The 21,772-nt window shown below is 37.8% G+C and carries 20 protein-coding genes and 2 riboswitches; of the genes, 2 read left to right on the top strand and 18 right to left on the bottom strand.

All coding sequences use genetic code 11. From position 1 onward, the window contains the following. Window positions 1-112: 112 nt before the first annotated feature. Window positions 113-1,690, top strand: coding sequence for an IS1182 family transposase (locus MKZ18_RS05045; protein WP_138116520.1), 1,578 nt, complete (start codon window positions 113-115; stop codon window positions 1,688-1,690). 111 nt (window positions 1,691-1,801) lie between these two features. Then, window positions 1,802-1,906: riboswitch (SAM riboswitch) on the bottom strand. Window positions 1,907-2,005: 99 nt separating this feature from the next. Then, window positions 2,006-2,103, bottom strand: a riboswitch (SAM riboswitch). Window positions 2,104-2,262: 159 nt separating this feature from the next. Here the strand turns inward: MKZ18_RS05045 and MKZ18_RS05040 are convergent. From MKZ18_RS05040 to MKZ18_RS05005, 8 genes are all read right to left on the bottom strand, one after another. Then, entirely contained in the window at window positions 2,263-3,582 is a 1,320-nt protein-coding gene (locus tag MKZ18_RS05040; protein ID WP_025910408.1) for an aspartate aminotransferase family protein, read from the bottom strand. 1,028 nt (window positions 3,583-4,610) lie between these two features. Then, window positions 4,611-5,198, bottom strand: coding sequence for a histidine phosphatase family protein (locus tag MKZ18_RS05035; protein WP_340842888.1), 588 nt, complete (start codon window positions 5,196-5,198; stop codon window positions 4,611-4,613). 66 nt (window positions 5,199-5,264) lie between these two features. Further along, entirely contained in the window at window positions 5,265-5,744 is a 480-nt protein-coding gene (locus tag MKZ18_RS05030; protein WP_025910404.1) for a hypothetical protein, read from the bottom strand. Between the two features lie 411 nt (window positions 5,745-6,155). Beyond that, on the bottom strand, window positions 6,156-6,614 hold the full coding sequence (locus MKZ18_RS05025) for a flavodoxin (RefSeq protein WP_076512569.1): 459 nt from the start codon (window positions 6,612-6,614) through the stop codon (window positions 6,156-6,158). A gap of 23 nt (window positions 6,615-6,637) precedes the next feature. Next, window positions 6,638-7,036 carry a hypothetical protein gene (locus tag MKZ18_RS05020; RefSeq protein WP_025910402.1) on the bottom strand — a complete coding sequence of 133 codons (399 nt, stop codon included), beginning with the start codon at window positions 7,034-7,036 and terminating at the stop codon, window positions 6,638-6,640. Between the two features lie 188 nt (window positions 7,037-7,224). Beyond that, window positions 7,225-8,058: an alpha/beta fold hydrolase gene (locus MKZ18_RS05015; RefSeq protein ID WP_224840052.1), complete on the bottom strand. Its 834-nt coding sequence runs from the start codon at window positions 8,056-8,058 to the stop codon at window positions 7,225-7,227. A gap of 48 nt (window positions 8,059-8,106) precedes the next feature. Further along, on the bottom strand, window positions 8,107-8,478 hold the full coding sequence (locus tag MKZ18_RS05010) for a DnaJ family domain-containing protein (RefSeq protein ID WP_138117309.1): 372 nt from the start codon (window positions 8,476-8,478) through the stop codon (window positions 8,107-8,109). Window positions 8,479-8,698: 220 nt separating this feature from the next. Further along, window positions 8,699-9,622, bottom strand: coding sequence for an ATP-binding response regulator (locus MKZ18_RS05005; protein ID WP_341344504.1), 924 nt, complete (start codon window positions 9,620-9,622; stop codon window positions 8,699-8,701). Window positions 9,623-10,012: 390 nt separating this feature from the next. Between MKZ18_RS05005 and MKZ18_RS05000 the strand changes: the two genes are divergently transcribed. Continuing rightward, window positions 10,013-10,522 (top strand): GNAT family N-acetyltransferase, encoded by a 510-nt coding sequence (locus MKZ18_RS05000; RefSeq protein ID WP_025910392.1) that lies wholly within the window; start codon window positions 10,013-10,015, stop codon window positions 10,520-10,522. 61 nt (window positions 10,523-10,583) lie between these two features. Here MKZ18_RS05000 and MKZ18_RS04995 read toward each other — a convergent pair whose 3' ends face one another. The 10 genes from MKZ18_RS04995 to rbsK form a co-directional block, all read right to left on the bottom strand. After that, entirely contained in the window at window positions 10,584-11,327 is a 744-nt protein-coding gene (locus MKZ18_RS04995; RefSeq protein WP_025910391.1) for a sugar phosphate isomerase/epimerase family protein, read from the bottom strand. Between the two features lie 98 nt (window positions 11,328-11,425). Next, window positions 11,426-12,232, bottom strand: a complete 807-nt coding sequence (locus tag MKZ18_RS04990; RefSeq protein WP_025910390.1) for a carbohydrate ABC transporter permease — start codon at window positions 12,230-12,232, stop codon at window positions 11,426-11,428. 77 nt (window positions 12,233-12,309) lie between these two features. After that, entirely contained in the window at window positions 12,310-13,161 is an 852-nt protein-coding gene (locus MKZ18_RS04985; RefSeq protein ID WP_025910389.1) for a carbohydrate ABC transporter permease, read from the bottom strand. A 112-nt stretch (window positions 13,162-13,273) separates the two neighbouring features. After that, complete coding sequence (locus tag MKZ18_RS04980) at window positions 13,274-14,554, bottom strand: ABC transporter substrate-binding protein (RefSeq protein ID WP_341344503.1); 1,281 nt, start codon at window positions 14,552-14,554, stop codon at window positions 13,274-13,276. An 840-nt stretch (window positions 14,555-15,394) separates the two neighbouring features. Continuing rightward, the gene (locus MKZ18_RS04975) at window positions 15,395-16,663 is read right to left on the bottom strand and encodes a 3D domain-containing protein (protein WP_341344502.1); all 1,269 of its coding nucleotides are present in this window, start codon (window positions 16,661-16,663) and stop codon (window positions 15,395-15,397) included. A gap of 436 nt (window positions 16,664-17,099) precedes the next feature. After that, window positions 17,100-17,993 (bottom strand): ribose ABC transporter substrate-binding protein RbsB, encoded by an 894-nt coding sequence (gene rbsB / locus MKZ18_RS04970; RefSeq protein WP_242529457.1) that lies wholly within the window; start codon window positions 17,991-17,993, stop codon window positions 17,100-17,102. 35 nt (window positions 17,994-18,028) lie between these two features. Beyond that, window positions 18,029-18,997: a ribose ABC transporter permease gene (gene rbsC, locus MKZ18_RS04965; protein WP_025910385.1), complete on the bottom strand. Its 969-nt coding sequence runs from the start codon at window positions 18,995-18,997 to the stop codon at window positions 18,029-18,031. 1 nt (window position 18,998) lies between these two features. After that, window positions 18,999-20,480, bottom strand: coding sequence for a sugar ABC transporter ATP-binding protein (locus MKZ18_RS04960; RefSeq protein ID WP_025910384.1), 1,482 nt, complete (start codon window positions 20,478-20,480; stop codon window positions 18,999-19,001). A 14-nt stretch (window positions 20,481-20,494) separates the two neighbouring features. Next, window positions 20,495-20,890, bottom strand: a complete 396-nt coding sequence (gene rbsD / locus MKZ18_RS04955; protein WP_144593661.1) for a D-ribose pyranase — start codon at window positions 20,888-20,890, stop codon at window positions 20,495-20,497. A gap of 2 nt (window positions 20,891-20,892) precedes the next feature. Beyond that, entirely contained in the window at window positions 20,893-21,771 is an 879-nt protein-coding gene (gene rbsK, locus MKZ18_RS04950) for a ribokinase (protein ID WP_025910382.1), read from the bottom strand. Between the last annotated feature and the right edge of the window lies 1 nt (window position 21,772).

The raw sequence follows: 21,772 nt of genomic DNA, 5'->3' as shown, positions 1-21,772 counted from the left end.
ATTTTACGACGAGTAAAATTTCACCAGCTTTGTTTATTTTTACATTAAAATAAGGACCACTTCTGATAAAATAAAGTTACCACACAAAATCTTATCGGAAAGAAGGGTCCTTATGTTTAAAGATTATAACATGAATCAAGTGGTTTTGCCTTTAGATTTAGAAATAAAATTGCAAGAAAATGATATTGCCTTCGCCGTTCACCATCTCGTTGAACATATTCCAGATGAAGCCTTTGCCGGCTTCTTACAGAAAACGGGGTGTCCTGCTTACCATCCACGCATGATGATGAAAATCATTTTATGTGCCTACACACAGTCAGTTTTTTCAGGAAGAAAAATTGAAGCGCTTCTCAAAGATAGTATACGTATGATGTGGCTAGCTCAAGGTTACGAACCGAGCTATCGGACAATCAATCGATTTCGTGTTCACCCAGAAGTTCAAGTGCTTCTTCGTGAGTGCTTTGTCCAGTTTCGATGTCAGCTTATTCAAGAGAACGAGATTGATAATGAAGCAATCTTCATTGATGGAACGAAGATTGAAGCAAATGCCAATAAGTTCACATTTGTCTGGCGCAAATCAATCGAAAAGTATAGTGCGAGCCTCTTGGAGAAATCAACCCAGCTGTATGACGAACTAGTAGAAAGAGAAATTATTCCACAGATCGAACGAGAAAGTTCGGACGAACTTTCTGTTGAAGAATTATCTCTAATCACTAAAAAATTAGAAGAAAAGGTTGAAGAGTTGACAAAAGAAATTGAAGCAAGTGAAGATGCCGATGAACGAAAACAACTGCGATCAAGCAGAAAAGAACCGAAGAAAGCGTATAAGCAATTTCAAGACTTTGTGAAACGTAAGTTAAAGTATGAAAAAGACATGGAGATTTTTAACGAACGGAATAGTTATTCAAAAACAGATCATGATGCCACGTTTATGCGTATGAAGGATGACTACATGAAGAATGGCCAACTGAAGGCGGGGTATAATGTGCAAATTGCGACAGAAGGTCAATATACACTTGCTTACGATGTCTTTTCAAATCCAACGGACACACGAACACTTTGTCCGTTTCTTGACGCAATTGAACATCACTACTTCGAACTCCCAGACTATATTGTCGCAGATGCGGGATATGGAAGTGAAGAGAATTACCTCGATGTGCAGAACAGAAAGCGTACGCCTCTTATCACATATAGTATGTATCGAAAAGAGAAGAAAAAACGCGTTAAGAATGACCCATTTCAGACAGCGAATTGGGATTATCATGAAGAAGATGATTCCTTTACTTGTCCCAACGGGAATAAGTTGACGTTTCGTTACAAATCGCATCGCACAGACCGTTACGGATTTACAAGGTTATTCAATGTGTACGAATGTGAAGACTGTTCAGGTTGTCCTTTTCGTTCACAATGTACGAAGGCGAAGGAAGGAAAGAACCGAAGAATCCATTATAACGAAAAGTGGGAACAACAAAAGAAAAGCATTCAACAGCTGCTTTCAGAAGAAAAAACGGGTAAAATCTACGGAAAACGTAAGATTGACGTAGAACCAGTTTTTGGATATCTGAAGGCTAATTTGCGTTTCACTCGAATGTCCGTAAGAGGCAAAGAGAACGTGAAAAACGAATTAGGGTTTGCGTTCATGGCGGTGAATGTACGAAAGTACATCGCCTCCAGCGTAAAATGTGCATAGACCAATCAAACAGATCAACAAAAAAGGGTTCTCATCATCAAAATGCGATGATGAGAACCCTTTTTCATTATTTTTGGCTAGTTATGTCCCAGCCTCATCTAAAGAACCTGCTTCTTATCGTTCAAGCTGCTAAGCGCTTGCTGGAATTAGCACAGTGCAATCAGCCTGTTGCTGAGGTGTCATAGGGCCAGGTCCCTCTACCTCTCTAGATAAGAAAACGTACAGTATGTAGTTATAAAATAATAAAACCTCCACTTACAGTGTCTTAATGACTGTAAGAAGAGGTTGGGATCACGTAAGTAAGAACCAGCTCTCTTCTTATCTATCAAGCACTGCTTGTTGGAGTTGGCACGGTTCAAATGTCCGTTGCCGAGGTTTCACAGGGCCAGTCCCTCCACCTCTCTGGATAAGAAGTTTGTCGAATATTGTAGAATATTGTTGATAACTTAAATCCTATGTTACACGCTGAGCAAAGGAATGTCAATGACTTTTCTGAAAAGATTTTTCTTTCTAACAATATGATACCGCTATCATAACTAGACCAACAAAAAAGAGTGCCTTAAGCACTCTTTTTATACATTAATAGCAACTTTTTGCTCATATAAATGAATAGCCTGATCTAGCATAGCAAGACCTTCATCAATCTGCTCTTTCGTTACGGATAAAGGTGGAACCATACGAATCACTTCGCTTGCATTGCCACAGAAATAGAAGAGAACGCCTTGTTCAAGAGCTAAGTCTAGAATTTCAAATAGTGCATCCCCATTGGGTTCACCTGTTTCAGGATGTACAATCTCAATTCCGATCATAAGTCCCACTCCACGGATGTCTCCAATTAGCGAATGCTTTTCTTTTAACAGCTCCAATTGTTTGAGCGCATAAGCACCCATTTCTTTTGCATTTTCGAGAAGATTTTCTTCTTGAAGCACTTCAAGTGTAGCAAGCGCAGCCGAACAGCCAATTGGATTACCGCCAAACGTAGTGCTATGCGTGCCAAGAGGCCATTTTTTCATAAGCTCTTGTGAAGCCACAGTAGCACTTAACGGAATGCCTGAAGCGATGCCTTTTGCAATAGCCATAATATCTGGCACGACGTCAAATGTCTGTGCAGCAAACCATTCTCCAGTACGTCCAAAACCTGTTTGCACCTCATCAAAAATGAGTAAAATGCCATGACGGTCACAGATTTCACGAAGCTTTTTCATCCAGCTTTTTGGTGGAATGATATATCCACCTTCACCAAGAACAGGCTCTAAAATAACAGCTGCTACTTCTTCTGGCGTTACTTGATGTTTGAACAGGGTATTAAAGTCTTTTTCAAGCTTGTCTTCAAAATAAGCGTCCACATCAACATTCTCTGGACATTCTTTTGGGTTTGCATATGGAATTTGATAGGTTAAGCCAGAAGGCTGCTGAAACTGACGGTATTTACTTTTTGAAGTTGTGACGCTTAGCGCTCCCATTGAACGTCCATGAAAACAGCCTAAGAATGACACGACGTAAGGTCGTTTTGTTACGTGACGAGCAAGCTTTAAGGCTCCTTCAATTGCTTCCGTACCGCTGTTTCCAAAGAAGAAACAGTCCAGGTTACCAGGTGTAACTTTTCCTAGTTCGTCAGCTAATCTTAAGATAGACTCGTACATAATAACGCCAGAAGGCCCATGAAGTAGCTGATCAGCTCCGTCTTTAATAGCTTGCACAACTTTTGGATGACGATGTCCAACATTCGTTGTTGCAATTCCAGATGTAAAGTCTAGGTATTGTTTGCCGTCTAATCCATAGTAGTAGCACCCTTCTTCTTTTATAACGGGTAGATTTGGATGATCTTTTGCCATAGTAGGTGCTAAAAGTTCAGGCATTCTGTTAAATAGATGATTCCAATCGTTTGACATAGTAATCCTCCTGTTTTCTAACGAATTATTAAAAATATTCTAAAAACATTTGATGTCTTTATGATAAATGATGTGCATGCCGATGTAAATGAGTGTTTTAGGAATGATGACTCCATCATAGACTACGACTCTACAGGGTTTGTATATAAAATAGATTATTTTTATTTTTATGCTTTTTTTCTTTTCAAAACTTCTGATAAAGCTTTGATAGAATAATATTTCTGTTTTATTCTACTATGTATTTTTATAAAAATCAATTGCATATATATAAATCCCTATGGTGACTAGTAGTTCTTATTTAGTTATTAAGAATGGGCTCTCCGCTTAGTGTAATTTAGAAACCACTCTTTACTTAGCATGATTTCCATTTCAGATTGCTCCCTTTCCGCAGGGCGAGCGTTGAGCCTCTTCGTAAACTGCGGGGTCTCAACTGACTCGCTAGTCCTTCTGGAGTGTCGCATCTTTCATTCCAATCACGAGCTTTTTATAGGGAAAACCTTTGATGAGGTTACACTCTGTATGCAATTTAAAAATACTCTTTGCTTTGCATCATTGCCACTTATCATTAACTCTTTACACATAGCTACATTTGTCGCACGAAGCATTCTAAAACACTAGCATTTTATTAATTATATGCGAGTAAAAGACAAATTGGCTGATTTAAGCTTGGTACACTACCAGACTTAAACCAGCCAATCTGTTTCATCATTTAAAATCTAACCTCTTATTCATAATACCATAAAAAGTAAATTAAACTTTTATAAACCAAGTACAAGTTCGTTACATTGCGCTACGGCCACTCGCTTTCCGCGGGGAGGAACCTGAGCTTCCTCGCTGCGCTGCGGGATCTCAGTTTTTCTCTCTTTCCTGCAGGAGTCGAGTGCCCTACGCTCCATTCCACCCTGTTTCCAACATTGTTTTCACAATCAACGAAAAAACCTGAACTCTCAACCGTTCAGGTTTATCATTGGCTGAATTACTTATGTCCCACCCTCTTTTAGTATTCATCTAAATAGCCATAAGATTCTTTAAATAAGATGACTGTGGTTGTTTAAGGTTTGAAGCTTCCACTTTTGGTCCTCATAGATAAAGGTTGTGATGCTCGTGTTTTGCAGGGCCGTTTTTCCTGTGCCGTGCTCTCCGTTTGTTACGTAGTGGATAAAGGTATTGATGATGGCTCCGTGGCTGACAACGACTACCTTTCTCCCTTTTGATTCTTTCATAATTTCTGTTAGTCGTTTTAAGAGTCGATCTTGAATGACTTCTAGTGATTCCATATTGTATAAAGCTTCGCTTCCCCAGTTCGTATCATAATTGGGCACTAAGTCTCTTAATGAAGCAACCGGCTTTCCTTCCAGCTGACCAAAAGAGCGCTCTCTCAGCCTTTCGCATGTTTCAATGTCATTAATGCCCGATGCAGCTGCAATTGCTGCAGCCGTATCGTGTGCTCGCGTTAAATCGCTTGAATATAATTTTTCAATTCCTTCATTCTTCAAAAATTGTGCAACTTGCTGAGCTTGCTTCATACCTTGCTCATCAAGTCCTATATTGCGCTGCCCTTGAATAAGGCTCTTTTTATTCCATTCAGTTTGTCCGTGACGAATTAAGTACAGCATACTCTCACTCCCTTTTTAACTTTATTATAAATAAAGTTTGAGGGACATTCAGATAAAAAGTTTACGTCAATCAGGATTACATGATGCTTTTCCATAGCGAAGTACATCAAAGATAGCTTGGCCGTCACTTGAAGCATTCTCTGAAAACCTAACGGGTAATAAAGAAAACACCGTATAGTAAACTGAAAAATAAACAAACTGATAAAAAAATAGGTTTGCCGTAAAAAAACTAGATTCAATCAAACTATTCACAATAAAGATAGATGCTAAATTAGCCAACGCTCCCCCCGCATATACGCATGCATGAGAAAAACGATTATCGTATCGTAATTTTTCATAAACGCAAACAGAATCTAAAAAATAAATGGATTTTAATTTAATCTTCTTCCATTGAAAGATCGTTCTTCCTTTTCCAATTGTAAAGTTTACCTCTCCTCCAAATAATAGAGCCATAAACGAATGGCCTAACTGATGAATAAGAGATACAATTGGGACAATGAGTAAAAACGAAAACAAAAATTTAGGGATATCATCCATTCCAAACACGGTTCCATCTCCTTTATCATACGAATTGTTACCACTACTATTCCACTGTGTATCTCTTTAAAACCTAAGATTTCTCCATTTTTATTCATTCAATTAAACCAAAAGAGAGTGGGACATAACAAAACAAATTTTCAAAAAGACGAACAATCCCTTTTCTCACCTCTTTACGTTATCTGAACACGTTCGTTCCATTGCGCTACAGCCACTCGCTTTCCGCGGGGAGGAACGTGAGCTTCCTCGCTGGGCTGCGGGATCTCAGGTTTCCCTCTCTTTCCCGCAGGAGTCGAGTGTCCTACGCTCCATTCCACCTTGTTTTCACAATCAACAAAAAACCTAAATGATTAAAAGCGATGAACTCTCAATCGTTTAGGTTTATCATTGACTAAATTACTTATGCTCCAGCCTCTTTTGTTAATAAGTGCTAATATTTAGTTCATTTAAAAAGGTAACAGCAAATGCTTCACATGCTAGAATATCTTCTTCCGTCTCAGGAGCCATTTCAACTTTTAAACCGGCTTGAACAATATCCGCTCCACACTTTTTCAATCTTTCTTCAAGTAGGTCTACCGCCGCACAGAACTCTGGATAAACGCGATCCCCTGAACCAAAAGCAGCTGCCTTTTTACCAGTTAGATTCATTTCATCTAAATCGTCATAAAAATCTTCTGCTTCATAAGGTAAATCTCCGTTACCCCACGTATAAGCTCCAAGTAGAATACCATCGTACGCTGATAGGTTTTGTACATCTAATAATTCAAGCTCTTCCATATGTACCTCATGTCCTGCACTCTGAACTTTATTTTTCAGAAGAACTGCTATCTCTTCTGTGTTACCCGACATACTTGCATATCCAATTAGAATTTTCGCCATTTCTTTACTCCTCTTACTTACATTTAAACAATTTGTGCATAAATTGCATCCACTTTATCTCTTATCTTTTGTAAGTTAAATCGCTTGCTAACCATCGAATGGAATAATTCTCGGTTTTGTGTATCAAGTGCTTCGTTAATCTTAAAGTTCAAATGATTCATTTGAAGATCTACATCTAATATTGAACAGATGACTCCGCTCAGATATAAATCCTGAAGCTCTTCAGTACTTATGAAACATTGAAACTCTCGATTGACATCCATCAACGAATGCCAGCCTAACGAATCAATGTATTTCCGTTCATCTGTAAGCGTCCATACATCTCCTTGGTGGAAGGTAATGACGTGTTGATGACTTTCTCCAGGACAACAACAGCTTACTTCATGACTAAATGCCTTTATTACCACTAAATGTTTATCCATTGATTTTTCTCCTTTTCTATTTATACATTTCAACTGAGTCTCTTTAAGTTTGTCTTATGTTCAAAAAGCTTATTATTTTCAATCAGTAATTGATAATTATTATCAGTTTATATGATAATGATTATCAATGTCAACTATGCTTTTTCAGATAAATAAAAAAACATGCATATGTCGTCATATACATGCTTTTAATCTCTCTTTAAAAATTGATAAACGGCTTCATCGACTTCTTTGCTCTCATGTAAATTTGAGTGCGACTCATGGAATGTCTGAAAATGAATATGTTCGGTAAATGAGTCAAGTCCATATGCACTTTCAATCGTTACAACGCCATCCGTACCATCGCCAATATCTCCAGCTCCGGAAAATATATCAATATGTTGTGCAAAATCTTCTTTCCTAGCATGCATGTCTCTTAATGCAGCGGAATGAAAAACTAAATCACGAGCTCCTTCAGACGCCTGGTAATTCTTTGCACGTGGATACATTTCCATTAGTTCACCATAGTCTAAGCCTTTTAATGGGGAACCAAGTGTTACAAGCTTATGAACATCTTTAGGTCTTTCTAAGCTAACGGCTGTAGCGGTTAAACCACCCATACTATGACCTAATAAATCAACAGAGGAAATATGATACATTTTCTTTAGGTCATCGATAATACGCCCAACCCATTTCGTCTGCTCTTCAAGACTTGCATCTGCCTTTTTAAAGACAACGTGTACCATAGGTAACTGTCCCGCTAACTTTCCTTTTTGTTTCCACTGTACTGTTCCATCACTTCTCACGATACAATATGCTGATTTTTGTCCCCAGTTGTTTTCTTCAAATCGTTTTATCATCGTTCCTAAGCTATTTTGACTTCCTAAATATCCATGTATAAACAAAACAGGTATTTCTCCCGACGAACTTGCCCGCTTTGTTTGGGACGAGAAGATATACCAGCAAAAAGCTACTAATAATATAATGCTAAGAAGCAAAATGAATATTCTCAAGCTGCTAGCCTCCGATCGTGCCTTTACCATATTATTTCTCTAAAAGATTGTATCCCTATATTAGCTGTCTCTCGTTTGTTAGTCAAAAAATTTCGCATGAATCTTTTGTTGATATTGACGATAAGAAGGAGAAGACATCATGCCTTTTTGCTTCATGATTTGCTGTAGCATTACTTTTTTTTCTGTTAGCTTTTGTTCTACTTCAGCTTTTTCATCACCGCTACAAACAGCTGCCAGCTGTTCAAGCGTAAGGACTTCCTTTTTCAGTTGCTTCTCATCTGAAACCATACCAGCATTTTTCATCATCCGATATGCTTGACGCAGCTCTTCTGGAATATGACTCAAGTCTTCTAGCTGCAGCGGCTTTCCTGCTCCTGGTAAATCATTAAAATCACCATCGTTAATCGCTTGTTTGATTTTTTCTTCTGCGATAATATGAGCAATATCCATATAAGTCCCCCTTTTATATACTATCGGCCAGTTATGACTAATTTATAAAAAAAAGCCTCCTTATATCAAATAAGGAGGTGAAAAAGTTGTTCAAAGGTCATCATTGTTATGCCTATAGTTTAATAAAACCACATTATGATAGCGTTTTCAAGTTTTTTTAAAAGAAAGAATGGCTTTCACCACTCTTTTTTCACATCTTTCTCTAGCATTTTATTTTATGCTATTCTGTGTCTGATCGTGGAACTAAAATTTCCCCGTTCTCTTCATTTTTTTCTACAATCATTTGTAAAATCGTATTCGTTAATTTGCTAGGTTGATACGGTTTCACTAAATAAGCATATGCTCCAAATTCCATACCTTTATTTTTTTCATCGAGAGCTGACGAAATAAAAATTGGAATATGCTCAGTATTTGGATCGTCTTTCAGCGTCTTTAAAATATCCCACCCGTTCATCTCATGCTCGTGTAGCATAATATCTAATACAATAGCTTCTGGCGGATTAGCTTGTATCGCTTCTATTGCAGCTTCGCCTCGATCGAAATGTCGAACGTAAAAACCGCTTTCTTTTAGCTCTACCTGCAGCAGACTTGCTAGACTTTTATCATCTTCAATAATGATGATGCTACGCTTACCTTCTTCTTTTTCTTGGTCGAGTTGTTCAACGGAATGAGTTGTCATTAAAGGCAAACTAATCGTGAATGTGCTCCCTTTTTTCCACTCTGAATCAACTTTAATTTCACCTTGATGCGATTTAACGATTTCTTTTACAATAGAAAGCCCTAATCCTGTTCCACCAATTTTTCTCATATCCGAATTATCAACGCGATAAAACTTTGTAAACAGCTTATTTATTGCTTCTTCTGGAATTCCAATTCCTTCATCTTTATAGCAAATTTTTATAATATCGATTAGCAGACTCTGTAGTTCTTTTGTATGCCAAGTTGACTGTGGATGTTCAGAAATATGATCCAAAAGCTCTGTTGATACTTTTCCTAAGTATTCAAGTCCAATGGTTTGAGATGTACCTGCCACCGAATGCAAGAACCGTTTTACATCTTGATACTGCACGGGTTGACTTTTTTCAAACCATTCCTGCAACTGCTTGCGTATATTCATTAGCAAAGCTACCTGATATTTTTCCATTTTAGACAACACCTTTTTTATTTTTTCATTCAGCCACATTTAAAAGTATTAACGTTAAACTATACTTTTTTACCTTTTGTTAGTTATAAAGACCTGTCAATTTCCAAACTATTACTCTAGAGAATATACCTCATTTTATAATTGCACACAACCTATTTAATCGATTAAAATAAAGGGTTATCGTTGACAATAATTGTTTCATTTGTTACGGTAATTAACGTTGTTTATTTTATAATACGAATAATATATCCTAGTCATAGATGATAAGAAGAGCACCTCAATTCTTATTTGTATGACTAATTATTTAATCTATAACTACTACGCTTTTTCCACTACTATCATTTTTCATTATTCCTAAAATATAAAATTAGACGAAAGGAGATTACATCAGTGTTAAGTGCATTTGCTCCATCAGAACCCAAAGATGCGGAAGAGTTACAGGAAACATTAGATGAATTAGAATTTCAGTTATATCGAATGCAGGATAATTTGAAAGAAATTGCTAAAAAATACGAGGTCATTGGTGTTGATCAACCTGAAGAAAATGAGTTAGTTATTGTATCGGCACAAAATGACGGAAATGAATGCAAAATTATGATTAACAATTGTCATAAAGCGTATAAAGGCGTTTGGGATTTTGCTATTCATGGCGTATATGAAGACGACCATACCATTCATATTGGCGATATTAAAGGACCTGCTAACAAAGGTTATGGTTCTATCTGCATGAACTATTTAAAAGAAGTAGCTCGTGACCAAAACGTACACACCATCAAAGGTGATATCGCAAAGCGCGATTGGGACCATGTTAATCGATTGGTTCATTTTTATGAAAAACACGACTTTCACGTTGAAATTGACTATAATAACCAATGTGGTGAGATTGAATGGACCCCTTAAATAAAAAAAACACATCTGCAACAACTCGTTAATTAAACGGCTGTCGCAGATGTGTTTTTTATTATGCATGTTGTAGATAATAACCTAAGCTTTGTTTAACGCTATCTAACGCAGGGCCTTCACATTGATCTTGCTCAATGATCCACCACTTCACATCCATATTGTCTCCTTGACTTAAAATGGCAGTTAAATTCACTCCGCCAGTTCCAAGCGGCGCAAATAGCTGCTTGTCATCGGTTGTCATATCTTTTAGATGAATTAAACGAGCACGATTTTGATATTTCTTCATCCATTCAACAGGATTCCCCCCTGCTTTTGTAAGCCAATACACATCAAACTCGACGCCTACATTTGTTTCATCTAAAATCGTTTCAAGAGCTGACTTGCCATTTGGTAGCTCCTTTAATTCAAAGTCATGGTGGTGGTAATAAAGCCTAATACCTTCTTCGGCGCAGCGACGCTCTGCGTGATTTAGTACGCTGATTAATTGCTTATAGCCTTCTTCAGTTTGTCGTTCTGGAGCTAAATACGGACAAACAATCGCTGTATTACCAAGCTCTTTCTCAAACGAAATAACTTCTTCAAGGTTCTCTTCAAGCTGTTCTAATGAGATATGACTAGCAGCCACTTGTAAGCCTACTTGTTCCAAAAGCTCCCTTACTTCTTGTGCTGAATATCCTCCGTAACCCGCAAACTCAACGCCTTCGTAGCCTAATTCTGCTACTTTTTCAATCGTACCCTTAAAATCTTTTTCTAGCTCATCGCGCAGCGTATAAAGCTGCACTGCTACTGGAATCCTTGTCATATCTTTTCTCCCCTTTGTTTTTGATTTGCTTCTAGCATACATTGAAAACGTAATCATTTCCAGGAAAAAAGCTCCAATAACCGGAGCTTTTTTGTTTCTTATTTTACAGCACTTCCTAACATACCTGAGATAAAGTGACGCTGCAGTGCAAGGAAGAAAATAATGATTGGAATCGTCGCAATCGTAACGCCCATCATCACTTGCCCGTAGTCAATAAACGATAAGCCAATTAAGCTAGATAACGCAACAGGCAATGTTGCCATTTCATTTGATGTAGTTGCAACAAGAGGCCACATGAAGTTGTTCCACTGCGTCATAAACAGGAAGATTGCAGCTGCTGCCATCGCTGGTTTCATAGAAGGCAGAACAATTGTTAAGAAAATTCTAAACTCTCCAGCTCCATCAAGTCTCGCAGCTTCAATTAATTCCGTTGGAAAAGCCAAGAAATTTTGTCGAAGCAAGAAAATAGCAAATGGATAGCAAAGCTGCGGTGCGATTAACGCGAAATACGTATCCAATAAGTTGAAGTTAGACATCATTTGAAACAGCGGAATTAATGTTGCTTGATAAGGAATCATCATCGACAGTAAGAACGTTGTGAAAATAAGATTTCTCCCTTTGAATTCAAACTTAGATAATGCATAAGCTGCTGTCGAACAAACCATTAATGCCACAATAACATATACAATAGATACAAACATTGAGTTAAAGAATACGCGTCCTAAGTCAATGGATGCATTTAAATTTTGAAAGTTTGTCATAAACTGATCGCCAGGTGTTAGCGTTGGCGGATTGGTAAACATCTTGCCTGATTCGTTTGTAGCACCGATAAACATCCAATAAAACGGAAAGATAGAAATGACGGTGAAGATACCTAATAAAAAATATAAACCAATTTTTCGCAGCAATCCACTTTTTCTCTTTTTATTTACATTTGGCTTTGTGTTAACAGTTGTCGTCTGTACTCTCTCTACTACACTCATTATTTATCACCCGTAAATTTAAATTGGAAGAATGTTAATACACCCACTAGTAATACAACAACATATGCAACTGCTGATGCATAACCAAAATCAAAATATTCGAAGCCATTTTGATAAATGTATAAACCAAGCGTCATCGTTGAGTCAGCTGGACCACCTTTAGTTAAGTTAAAAGGCTCATCGAATAATTGTAGCGTTCCAATTGTTGATAAAATGGTTGCAAATAAGATAACTGGTTTAAGCTGTGGAACCGTCACATGGAAAAACTTTTGGAAGCGATTAGCTCCATCTAAATCCGCAGCTTCATAAACTTCGTGAGACAAGCTTTGTAATGCAGCTAAGAAAATAACCATATTGTAGCCTGTCCAGCGCCAAGTCATCGCCACGATAATTGATACTTTCGCCCAGAAAGGATCTCCTAGCCATTGTATTGGATCTATACCGATGAACCCAAGTAACGTGTTCATGATTCCTTCATCTTGAAGAATGATGGAAAATAAGATTGAATAGGCAACTAAAGACGTAACCGCTGGCAAGAAGAAGGATACGCGGAAAAGTCCTCTTAGCTTCAGTAGCTGGCTGTTTAATGCATTTGCTAACACTAATGCAAGAAGAATCATTACTGGAACTTGAATAATTAAAATGATTCCCGTATTACCAAGCGCTGTCCAGAAGATATCATCTTCAAGTAGGCGCGTATAGTTCGAAAGACCTGTAAACGAATATTCACCTGCATCCATTGTTTGAAAGCTTAACATAAACGAAGAAAAGATTGGATAAATCGTAAATAATGCAAACAAGATCAAGGCAGGTGCAATAAAGACATATGGCAATGATTTATTTGTTTTCATGATGACCTCCGTTTTACACCGCAAGCATGAGACTTTGAGTTGAATCCCCTGCTTCAAATAGCAGGGGATTCAACTCAACGCTTGCTTAACGTTCTATTTTTATAGTAAATGCTTACTTAATGCGATTTTCCAAACGCTTTTCAGCTGCTTCTAATGACTTTTTGATGTCTTTTCCATTCGTTACTTCTGATACAGCTTTTACAGCTTCGTCATTTGCAACAGAATAGTTTCCAGTAAAGTTAACTGGTTTGATGTCCTGCATTTCATCTGCGAACGTTTTCCAAATTGTTTGGTTGCTGAAGTACTCATCAGGCTGAGTGAATAACTCTGAATCATATACAGTGTTTAATGAAGGGAATAATCCACCTTCCATTGCTGCTTCTTGAACTGAATCTGTTGTTGAGAAGTACTCCATAAATTTGTAAGCTTCATCAGCTTTTTTACTGTTTGCTGTTACAACATAGTTACTACCACCTAGGTTTGAAGCACGATTTCCGCCTTTTTCAAATGATGGAAGTAAGAATACGCCCCATTTCCCTTTTAAATCTGGTGCTTGTTGCTCAATTGACCCATATAACCATGCACCTGATGGAGAAGATGCTACTTTTCCTTCTGCTAATGCACTGATTGAAGCATCCCAACCAACTGTGTTACGAACAACGCCAGCATCTTTTAGCTTTTTGTTTAGTTCCATTGCTTGTTGAGACTCTTTAGATGTTAAGTTAAGTTCACCTTTGTCATCAAAGTAGAATGTACCTTGTTGTGTTAATGTCATACGGAATAATCCGTCATCATTGTTTAAATCAAGACCAAGTAAGTCAACGCCTACTTTTTCTTTAATCTTTTTACCAGCAGCAATGTAGTCATCCCACGTTTCAATTGTAGCTGGGTCTACACCTGCTTGTTCAAAGAAATCTGTTCGATAGAAGACACCTGTTGGGCCAGTATCAAACGGGAAGCCATACATTTCACCGTCTTTAGAAAGAAGCTGCTTTTTAAATTCTGGGAATTTATCAGCGTGCTCATCAAAGCCTTTTTCTGATAGATTTAAGAATGCTTTTGGAAATGAATTAACGTACCCTTGGAAGCGATCATCTTCCACTAACACGATATCTGGAAGGCCTTTACCCCCTGCTTGTAAACCTGTTGTTAGTTTTGAGTAAACGTCTTCACGTCCCATATCTACAACTTTCAATTTAAAGTCTGGGTTTTCTTTTTGATATTCTTCAGCTGCTTTTTCTAAAACAGGAACGTTAATATTCCATGCCCAAGCAACTACCTCTTTTCCATTGCTTCCGCTCCCACTTGCTTCGTCTGCTGATTTCCCTCCACATCCTGCTAAGATCAGCGTGAAAATAAGTGTACAGCTGATAAGACCCAACCAACGCTTCATCGTAATCCCCCTCTGAATAAACTCATTTTCTTTTTCTTACAAAATTTGAGTTTGATGTAAACGTTACATAATTCTTTTTTGCCTTTTTGAAAGCTTTATGTAAGCGGATACAATTAACTTAGTTAAATTATATGAAGGATTGGCCATTTACTCAATGGTAAAAATAAAAGGCAAAAATGATACATTTTTGCCTTTTGATTAAATTTGTATAGGAAGAAGACCTTCACTAAAAGAAGAGAAACGTTTGTTAGTGACGGAAGGAGCTTAGAGTAAGTTAACCATTTGTTAACTAAAATCCCTTCGTTAAAGTAATTAGAAAATTCAATTACTTATTAAAAATGTAGGTGTTTAGCATTCTGCCCTTTATAAAGTTGTAAACGATTGTATTTTGCACTATAAGAATATACTCAGCTAGCTTATTAAGAGGGAAAACAGATTTTTTTGCTATTGCAAAGAGACTTTTTTGCTTAATTTATCTTTTAACAGCAATAATTTATTTGAAGGTAATAAAGACTCTCGCTACTTGGCATACTTTTAATGAACACATTTCTTGCTTCTTATGATTTTAAAATCACTCTTTACTTGGCGTAATTCCCCTTACAAATTGCCACCTTTCCGCAGGGCGAGCGCTGAGCCTCCTCGTAAACTGCGGGGTCTCGCTAATCCTGCTGAAGTGTCGTATCTTTCATTTCAATCACGAGGCTTTTTTATCAGGAAGCTGTTGATGAGGACTGTTCTTTCCCCTAATAATTTAAAGCCTCTAGTAACTTATATATCTAACAGTTTGTTTCTTTTAAAATGGGGTAATAAAAAAGCATGGGAAGAGTCCCATGCTTTTTGTTAGTTCAGTACCGTTACTTTTACTGTGCGGCGTCCCCATGACATCGCTGCAGATTTGCTTGGTACGAATACGTCAATTTTATAACCTTTGATTGCGCCACCTGTATCACCAGCAACCGCAACTCCGTATCCTTCTACATACACTTTAGAACCTAAAGGAATGACTGATGGATCAACTGCGATTACTTTTAAGTGAGGGTTAGCTTTTAAATCAATACCTGTTGCTGTTTTACCGCTACAACCTGCGCAGCTTGCCGTGTATGCTGTTGATTGAACATACATTTCTTTTCCGCTTACTTTATCCGGTTTAGATTCAGAAGCTGGCTTTGATGCTGGTTTTGATGCTGGTTTTGATTCTGTTTTAGAAACTGGCTTTGTGCTTTCAACTTTCTTTTCTTGCTTCACTTCAGCTTTAGCCGTTGCTAGGTCTGTTTGGCGCTGATTTTCTTCTTTTTCAGCTTGAGCTGCTACTTCTTTTTCTTTAGCTACTTTTTCAGCTTGCTCTTTAGCAGCTTTTTGCTCTGCAGAAATTTTATCTTGAATTGTTGCTAATTGTGACTGTAGGCTTGCTTTTTCAGATGAAGCTGTTTCAATATCACTTACAACTGCGCTGTACTTTTCTTGCATCTTTGTTAGAGCAGCTGTTTGTTTTGAGATATTTGATTCTAATTCAGCTTTTTTTGCTTTTAAATTAGCTTCTTCTTCTAGTACTTTTTCTTGCTTATCAATTTCTTTTTTATCTTTTTCAATTTGATCTAAGTCTTGTTGGTGCTGCTTTAAAATATCATTGTCTGCTGATAGAAGCGTTGTTGCTGCACCCATACGTGCAACTAAGTCACCAAAGCTTTCAGCATTCATTACCATTTCAAGCATAGCATTTGATTTATCATCATGTTGCAATGCAACTAAGCGCCCTTCAATAATGTCTTTACGACTAAGAACTTTCTCTTGAAGCTCTACAATCTCTTCTTTCTTTTTTTCGATCATGCTTTTCGCTTCTTTAATTTTCTTTTCTGTAGAAGCTAATTCTTTCTCATTATCAGAAATAACTTTATGTAAAGAATCTAGTTCACTTTGTAATGCTTTTACGTCCGTATCGATTGACTGTTTCTCTTTTTCTTTTTGTTGAACAGCCTTTTCGCTTTCTTTAAGCTGTTGTTCAGTACTTTGGAGCGCTTCTTCATTCGATTGGGCGTGAGTCTCTGTTATGCCTGCCGTGAAGAACATTCCCGTGACTGCTACAAGAGTCATACGCTTTAAAATTTTCATAAAGTAATAGTCCCCTTTCCTCATAGACATAGTTATACCATAAAAAAGAGGGGAGTTATGTTACAATACCGTTAAAAGTTTCCCATTTTCTGTATATAAGTATAACTTTTTATTCATACATTCACATGAACCCTTACTGTATAAAGGTTTTTTTACCTTGCTACCTTTTAAACTACTGTAAAAAAATATCCAATATGCAACGCAGAATTTTGTCAAAAAGTCGTTATGTTACAGAAATATTACATTGTTACAACGAAAAATAGCGAATTTGTGAACTTGTTCACGTGATTAATTTCCATTTAATTACTTTAATGGTTGTTTATTTACTTTTTCTCTTGCGTTTTATAGTAAAAACATCATACATTTCTTACTTTCTCACAATAGTAAAGCCCCTTGTCTAGTTTACTAGATAAGAGGCTTTATATCTTTATTTTTATTATTCTTTTGTAACAAGCTTTAATGGTGCAGAAATTTTCTCTTCAACTTTTTTACCTTGCAACACATCTTTCGCTGCGTTTACAGCAAGCTCTCCAATCAGCTCTGGCTGCTGAGCAACCGTTGCAGTTAGTGCACCTGATTCAACGGCTTTAAGAGCATCTTCATTGCCATCAAACCCGATGACCGCAATGTCTTTTCCAGAGCTAGTAATCGCTTCGATAGCGCCTAGTGCCATTTCATCGTTATGCGCAAATACCGCTTGGATATCAGGGTTTCCTTGCAGGACATTTTCCATAACGGTTAACCCTTTTGTACGATCAAAATCAGCGGATTGTTTAGCTACAACGTCTAGCTGCTCATCTGCGATATTATGGAACCCACTTCCACGTTCACGCGTTGCTGAAGCTCCAGGTACTCCTTCTAATTCCGCAACCTTTGCATTTTCTCCTAATGTTTTCACCACATATTCTGCAGCCATTTGGCCACCTTTTACGTTATCAGATGCTACCAGCGCTTCTACTTTTCCTTTTTCAGCTGAACGGTCAAGCGTCACAACCGGTACTCCAATACCGTTCGCTGACTGAACCGCTGTTGAAATAGCCGAAGAATCCGTAGGATTAATAAGCAGTGCGTTAACTCCTTGTTGTAATAGATCTTCCACGTCGTTAATTTGTTTCGCAGAGTCGTTTTGTGCATCAACGACAATTACTTCAATACCTTGTTTTTTCGCTTCTTTTACAACGCCATTCTTTAACGAAACAAAGAATGGATTATTTAAAGTAGAAACCGATAAGCCAATTTTCATATCTTTAATATCTCCACTTTGAGAAGGCTTTGCCCAAGTTGGAGGCTCTAATGAGCAAGCTCCTAATAACAAAACGGACAAAGACATAATTAGTAATAATACTTTTTTCACGATGATCCCTCCTACGCTGCTTTTTTACGGTCAATTAGTACCGCAATCAAGATAACAATCCCTTTCACAACCATCTGGTAGAACGAAGAAACGCCGAGTAAGTTTAGGCCGTTGTTCAATGTTCCGATAATAAGTGCACCAATCAGCGTTCCGACGATGCGTCCTTTACCACCTGTTAAGCTTGTTCCACCTAAAACAACTGCTGCGATGGCATCTAGCTCATAAGAAGTACCAGCGGTTGGCTGAGCAGAATTTAAGCGTGATGTTAAAATTGCTCCGGCTAATGCAGCTAATAATCCTGCTAATGAATAAATCATAATTTTAACCCGTGGTACTTTAATTCCGGAAATAAACGCAGCTTTTTCATTACCACCAATTGCATACGTACGACGTCCAAACGGCGTTTTGTGTAAAATAACCCACAATACAATAAATGCAAGCATCATCGTGATAGCTGGTACTGGAATGCCTAAGAAATAGCCACGACCAAATAGTTGGAAATAGTAATTGTCTCCAAGTCCAGTGATGGGATTACCGTCTGTGTAAACGAGCGTTAAGCCTCTAAAGATAGTCATTGTAGCCAGTGTTGCAATAAAAGGTGCCATTTTCCCTTTTGTAATTAACAAGCCGTTCACTGCACCCATTGCAGCTCCTAATAAACACCCAATCAAAATCGCTAAAATCGGATCAACTCCTGATACAATCATGCCAGCCATTAATGCACTGGATAAAGCTAAAATTGAACCGACGGATAAATCGATTCCCCCTGTTAAAATAACAAATGTCATTCCAAATGCAATCAATGCATTAATCGCTACTTGGCGAAGTAAGTTTAAAATATTAAGCGGTTCCAAAAAGCTAGGATTTAATACAGATACAATGACTACTAAAATAAAGAGTCCAAGTAGCGGCCCTAGCTTTTGCATCATGTTAGACATATAATTCCCGTTGTTTGACTGTAAATCATTAGGCGTATTCATGTTACTGACCTCCTGTTGCATATGTCATAATTTTTTCTTGCGTTGCTTCTTCTTTTGATAATTCTCCCGCTAGCTTTCCTTCATGAATTACTAAAACACGATCGCTCATCCCTAACACTTCCGGAAGTTCTGAAGAGACCATGATAATCGCCACTCCGCGCTCTGTGAGCTCGTTCATAAGCTGATAAATTTCACGCTTAGCTCCAACGTCTACTCCTCGAGTCGGTTCGTCTAAAATTAATATCTTCGGTCCAATACCAATCCATTTCGCAATAACTACTTTTTGTTGATTTCCTCCCGATAAGCTGCCCGCACTAATTTCAGCTGATTGCGTTTTAATCGTTAAACGCTTAATAAGAAGCTCGACAAACTCTCGCTCACTTTTTTCAGCAATCATCCCTTTTGTTGAAAAGCTTTTTAAGTTTGGAAGCGCAATGTTTTCTCGAATTGAAAAATCCAATACAAGCCCTTCATCTTTTCGATCTTCTGTGATAAAGCCGATTCCGTACTTTACTGCTTCATCTGGCGTTTTAATTTTGACAGGTTTGTTGTTTACCCAAACTTCTCCTGAATCGATAGCATCCAGACCGAAAATGGCACGCATGATTTCAGTACGTCCAGCACCCATAAGGCCAGCTACCCCAACAACTTCTCCCGATTTCACAGAAAACGAAATGTCATGAAAAGCATGTTTTCTTGTTAAACTTTTTAGCTCCAATACCGTTTCTCCAATTTTCGTTTGCCTGCTTGGGAATCGATCTGTTAATGAACGCCCTACCATCTTACGTACAACGTCGTCAAAGCTTGTTTCAAGGATTGGTGTTGTATCCACTGTTTTCCCATCACGCATAACGGTAATACGGTCACAAATGGTGAAAATCTCTTCCATCCGATGCGAGATGTAAACAATGGATACACCTTGTGCTCTTAATCCATTTATCACTTCAAAAAGCTTTTCAATTTCACGGTCTGTTAACGCTGCTGTCGGTTCATCCATAATGATGACTTTCGCATTCGTCATTAACGCTTTGGCAATTTCAATCATTTGCTGTTCACCAACAGAGCATAAGCTTGCTTCTTGCTCAAGTGGAATGGTCACAGCTAAGCGATCAAACTGCTTTTTAGCCTGCTCTTTCATTTCTTTTGTTTTCAAAATTCCAAGCGGTGAGTAAAGCTCTTTTCCAATAAATAAATTTTCAAGAACCGTCATATGAGGCCACACGTTCAGCTCTTGATGAATAAAGGTAACTCCTTCTTGTTCGGCTTCTTTTGGATTTGAAAAATAGCGCTCTTGGCCATCAATTTCAATTCTGCCTTCATCTCGTTTATGGAGGCCGGTTAAGATATTCATCAACGTTGATTTACCCGCACCGTTCTCTCCCATTAATGCGTGAACTTCTCCGGGAAGCAGTTCAAAGTCAACACCCGAAAGTACTTGGTTTGCACCAAATGCTTTATAAATATTTGACATTTTAATGTGCATATTGTTCACCCCTTTTAAAAGATAACTCCTGCTTGTAAGATACAGTTTGCATAGGGCGTTACTTCTCCTGTTCGAATAACGACTTTCGCTTCTTTTGTTAACACTTTCAGTATTTCGTGTGAAACAAACTGCTTTTCTGTATCAAAAAAGACTTCATTTATATAGCTCATTGTTTCTTTGTTATTTTCTTTAATTTCATGTGCGACAATCACTTTTTCAATAACCATGTCATCGCGTACAGCATCCACGACGTCCTCAAAACTAGGAACACCTAGTTTTAAAGACAAATCGATACGAGGTACTCCATCTGGAATTGGTAAACCTGCATCCGCAATGACAACCATGTCCGTATGACCAAGATCTGTTAACACTTTTGAAATATGGCTATTTAATATTCCATGGCGTTTCATTTTTATAAGTTCCCTTCTACTTGTTCTCTAGTTGGCATACCGCCTTGCGCTCCAAACTTTGTTACGGATAATGAAGCTGCTCTGTTTGCAAAACGAATACTTTCATCAAAGCTTTTCTTTTCAGCTAACGCTACGGCAAAAGCAGCGTTAAATGTATCTCCTGCTCCTGTTGTATCAACAGCTTCTACCTTATATGAAGGAACAAGCACTTCTTCCTTTCCGTTAAAGTAGCGTACGCCTGCTTTACCTTCTGTAATAAATAACTTATTCGCATATTTATGGAGCACTTCTTCTTTCGCTTTTTCTTTGAATAAAACCATTGTTTCATGCTCGTTTGGCGTTAAGTACGTCACTTGCTCAATGACCTCTTCTTTTAACTGTCTTGCTGGAGCTGGATTTAATAAAAGAGGCACATTCACTTCCTTACAAAGAGAAGCTACATATTCCACCGTCTCTTCCGGAATTTCTTGCTGAATAAGTACAATATCAGATGCTTTAATGATTTCTTTTGCACTTTCTACATATTCTGGCGTAATAAAGTCGTTCGCTCCTTTTACGACAACAATGCTGTTATCGCCTTCAGCGAGAATAATATGCGCTGTGCCGCTTTCCATATGTGTAACCGGTTCCACATAATCTATATTAACACCGTTTTCCTTAAAGTTATCTAAAATGATTTTTCCATAATGATCATCACCTACTCGACCAATCATGTACACTTCTGCTCCAAGCTTTGCAGCTGCTACCGCTTGATTTGCACCTTTTCCTCCTGGAACAGTTTTAAACGACTCTCCAAGCACTGTTTCTCCAGCACTTGGACGCTTGCTAGAAGTAACTACTAAATCCATTGATGAGCTACCAATAACCGAAATTTTCACCATG

It is taken from the genome of Priestia sp. FSL W8-0001 (assembly GCF_038050335.1).
Lineage (GTDB): Bacteria > Bacillota > Bacilli > Bacillales > Bacillaceae_H > Priestia > Priestia flexa.
The sequence above is the reverse complement of the archived record's forward strand: the minus strand, read 5'-3'. Positions and strand labels throughout refer to the sequence as shown.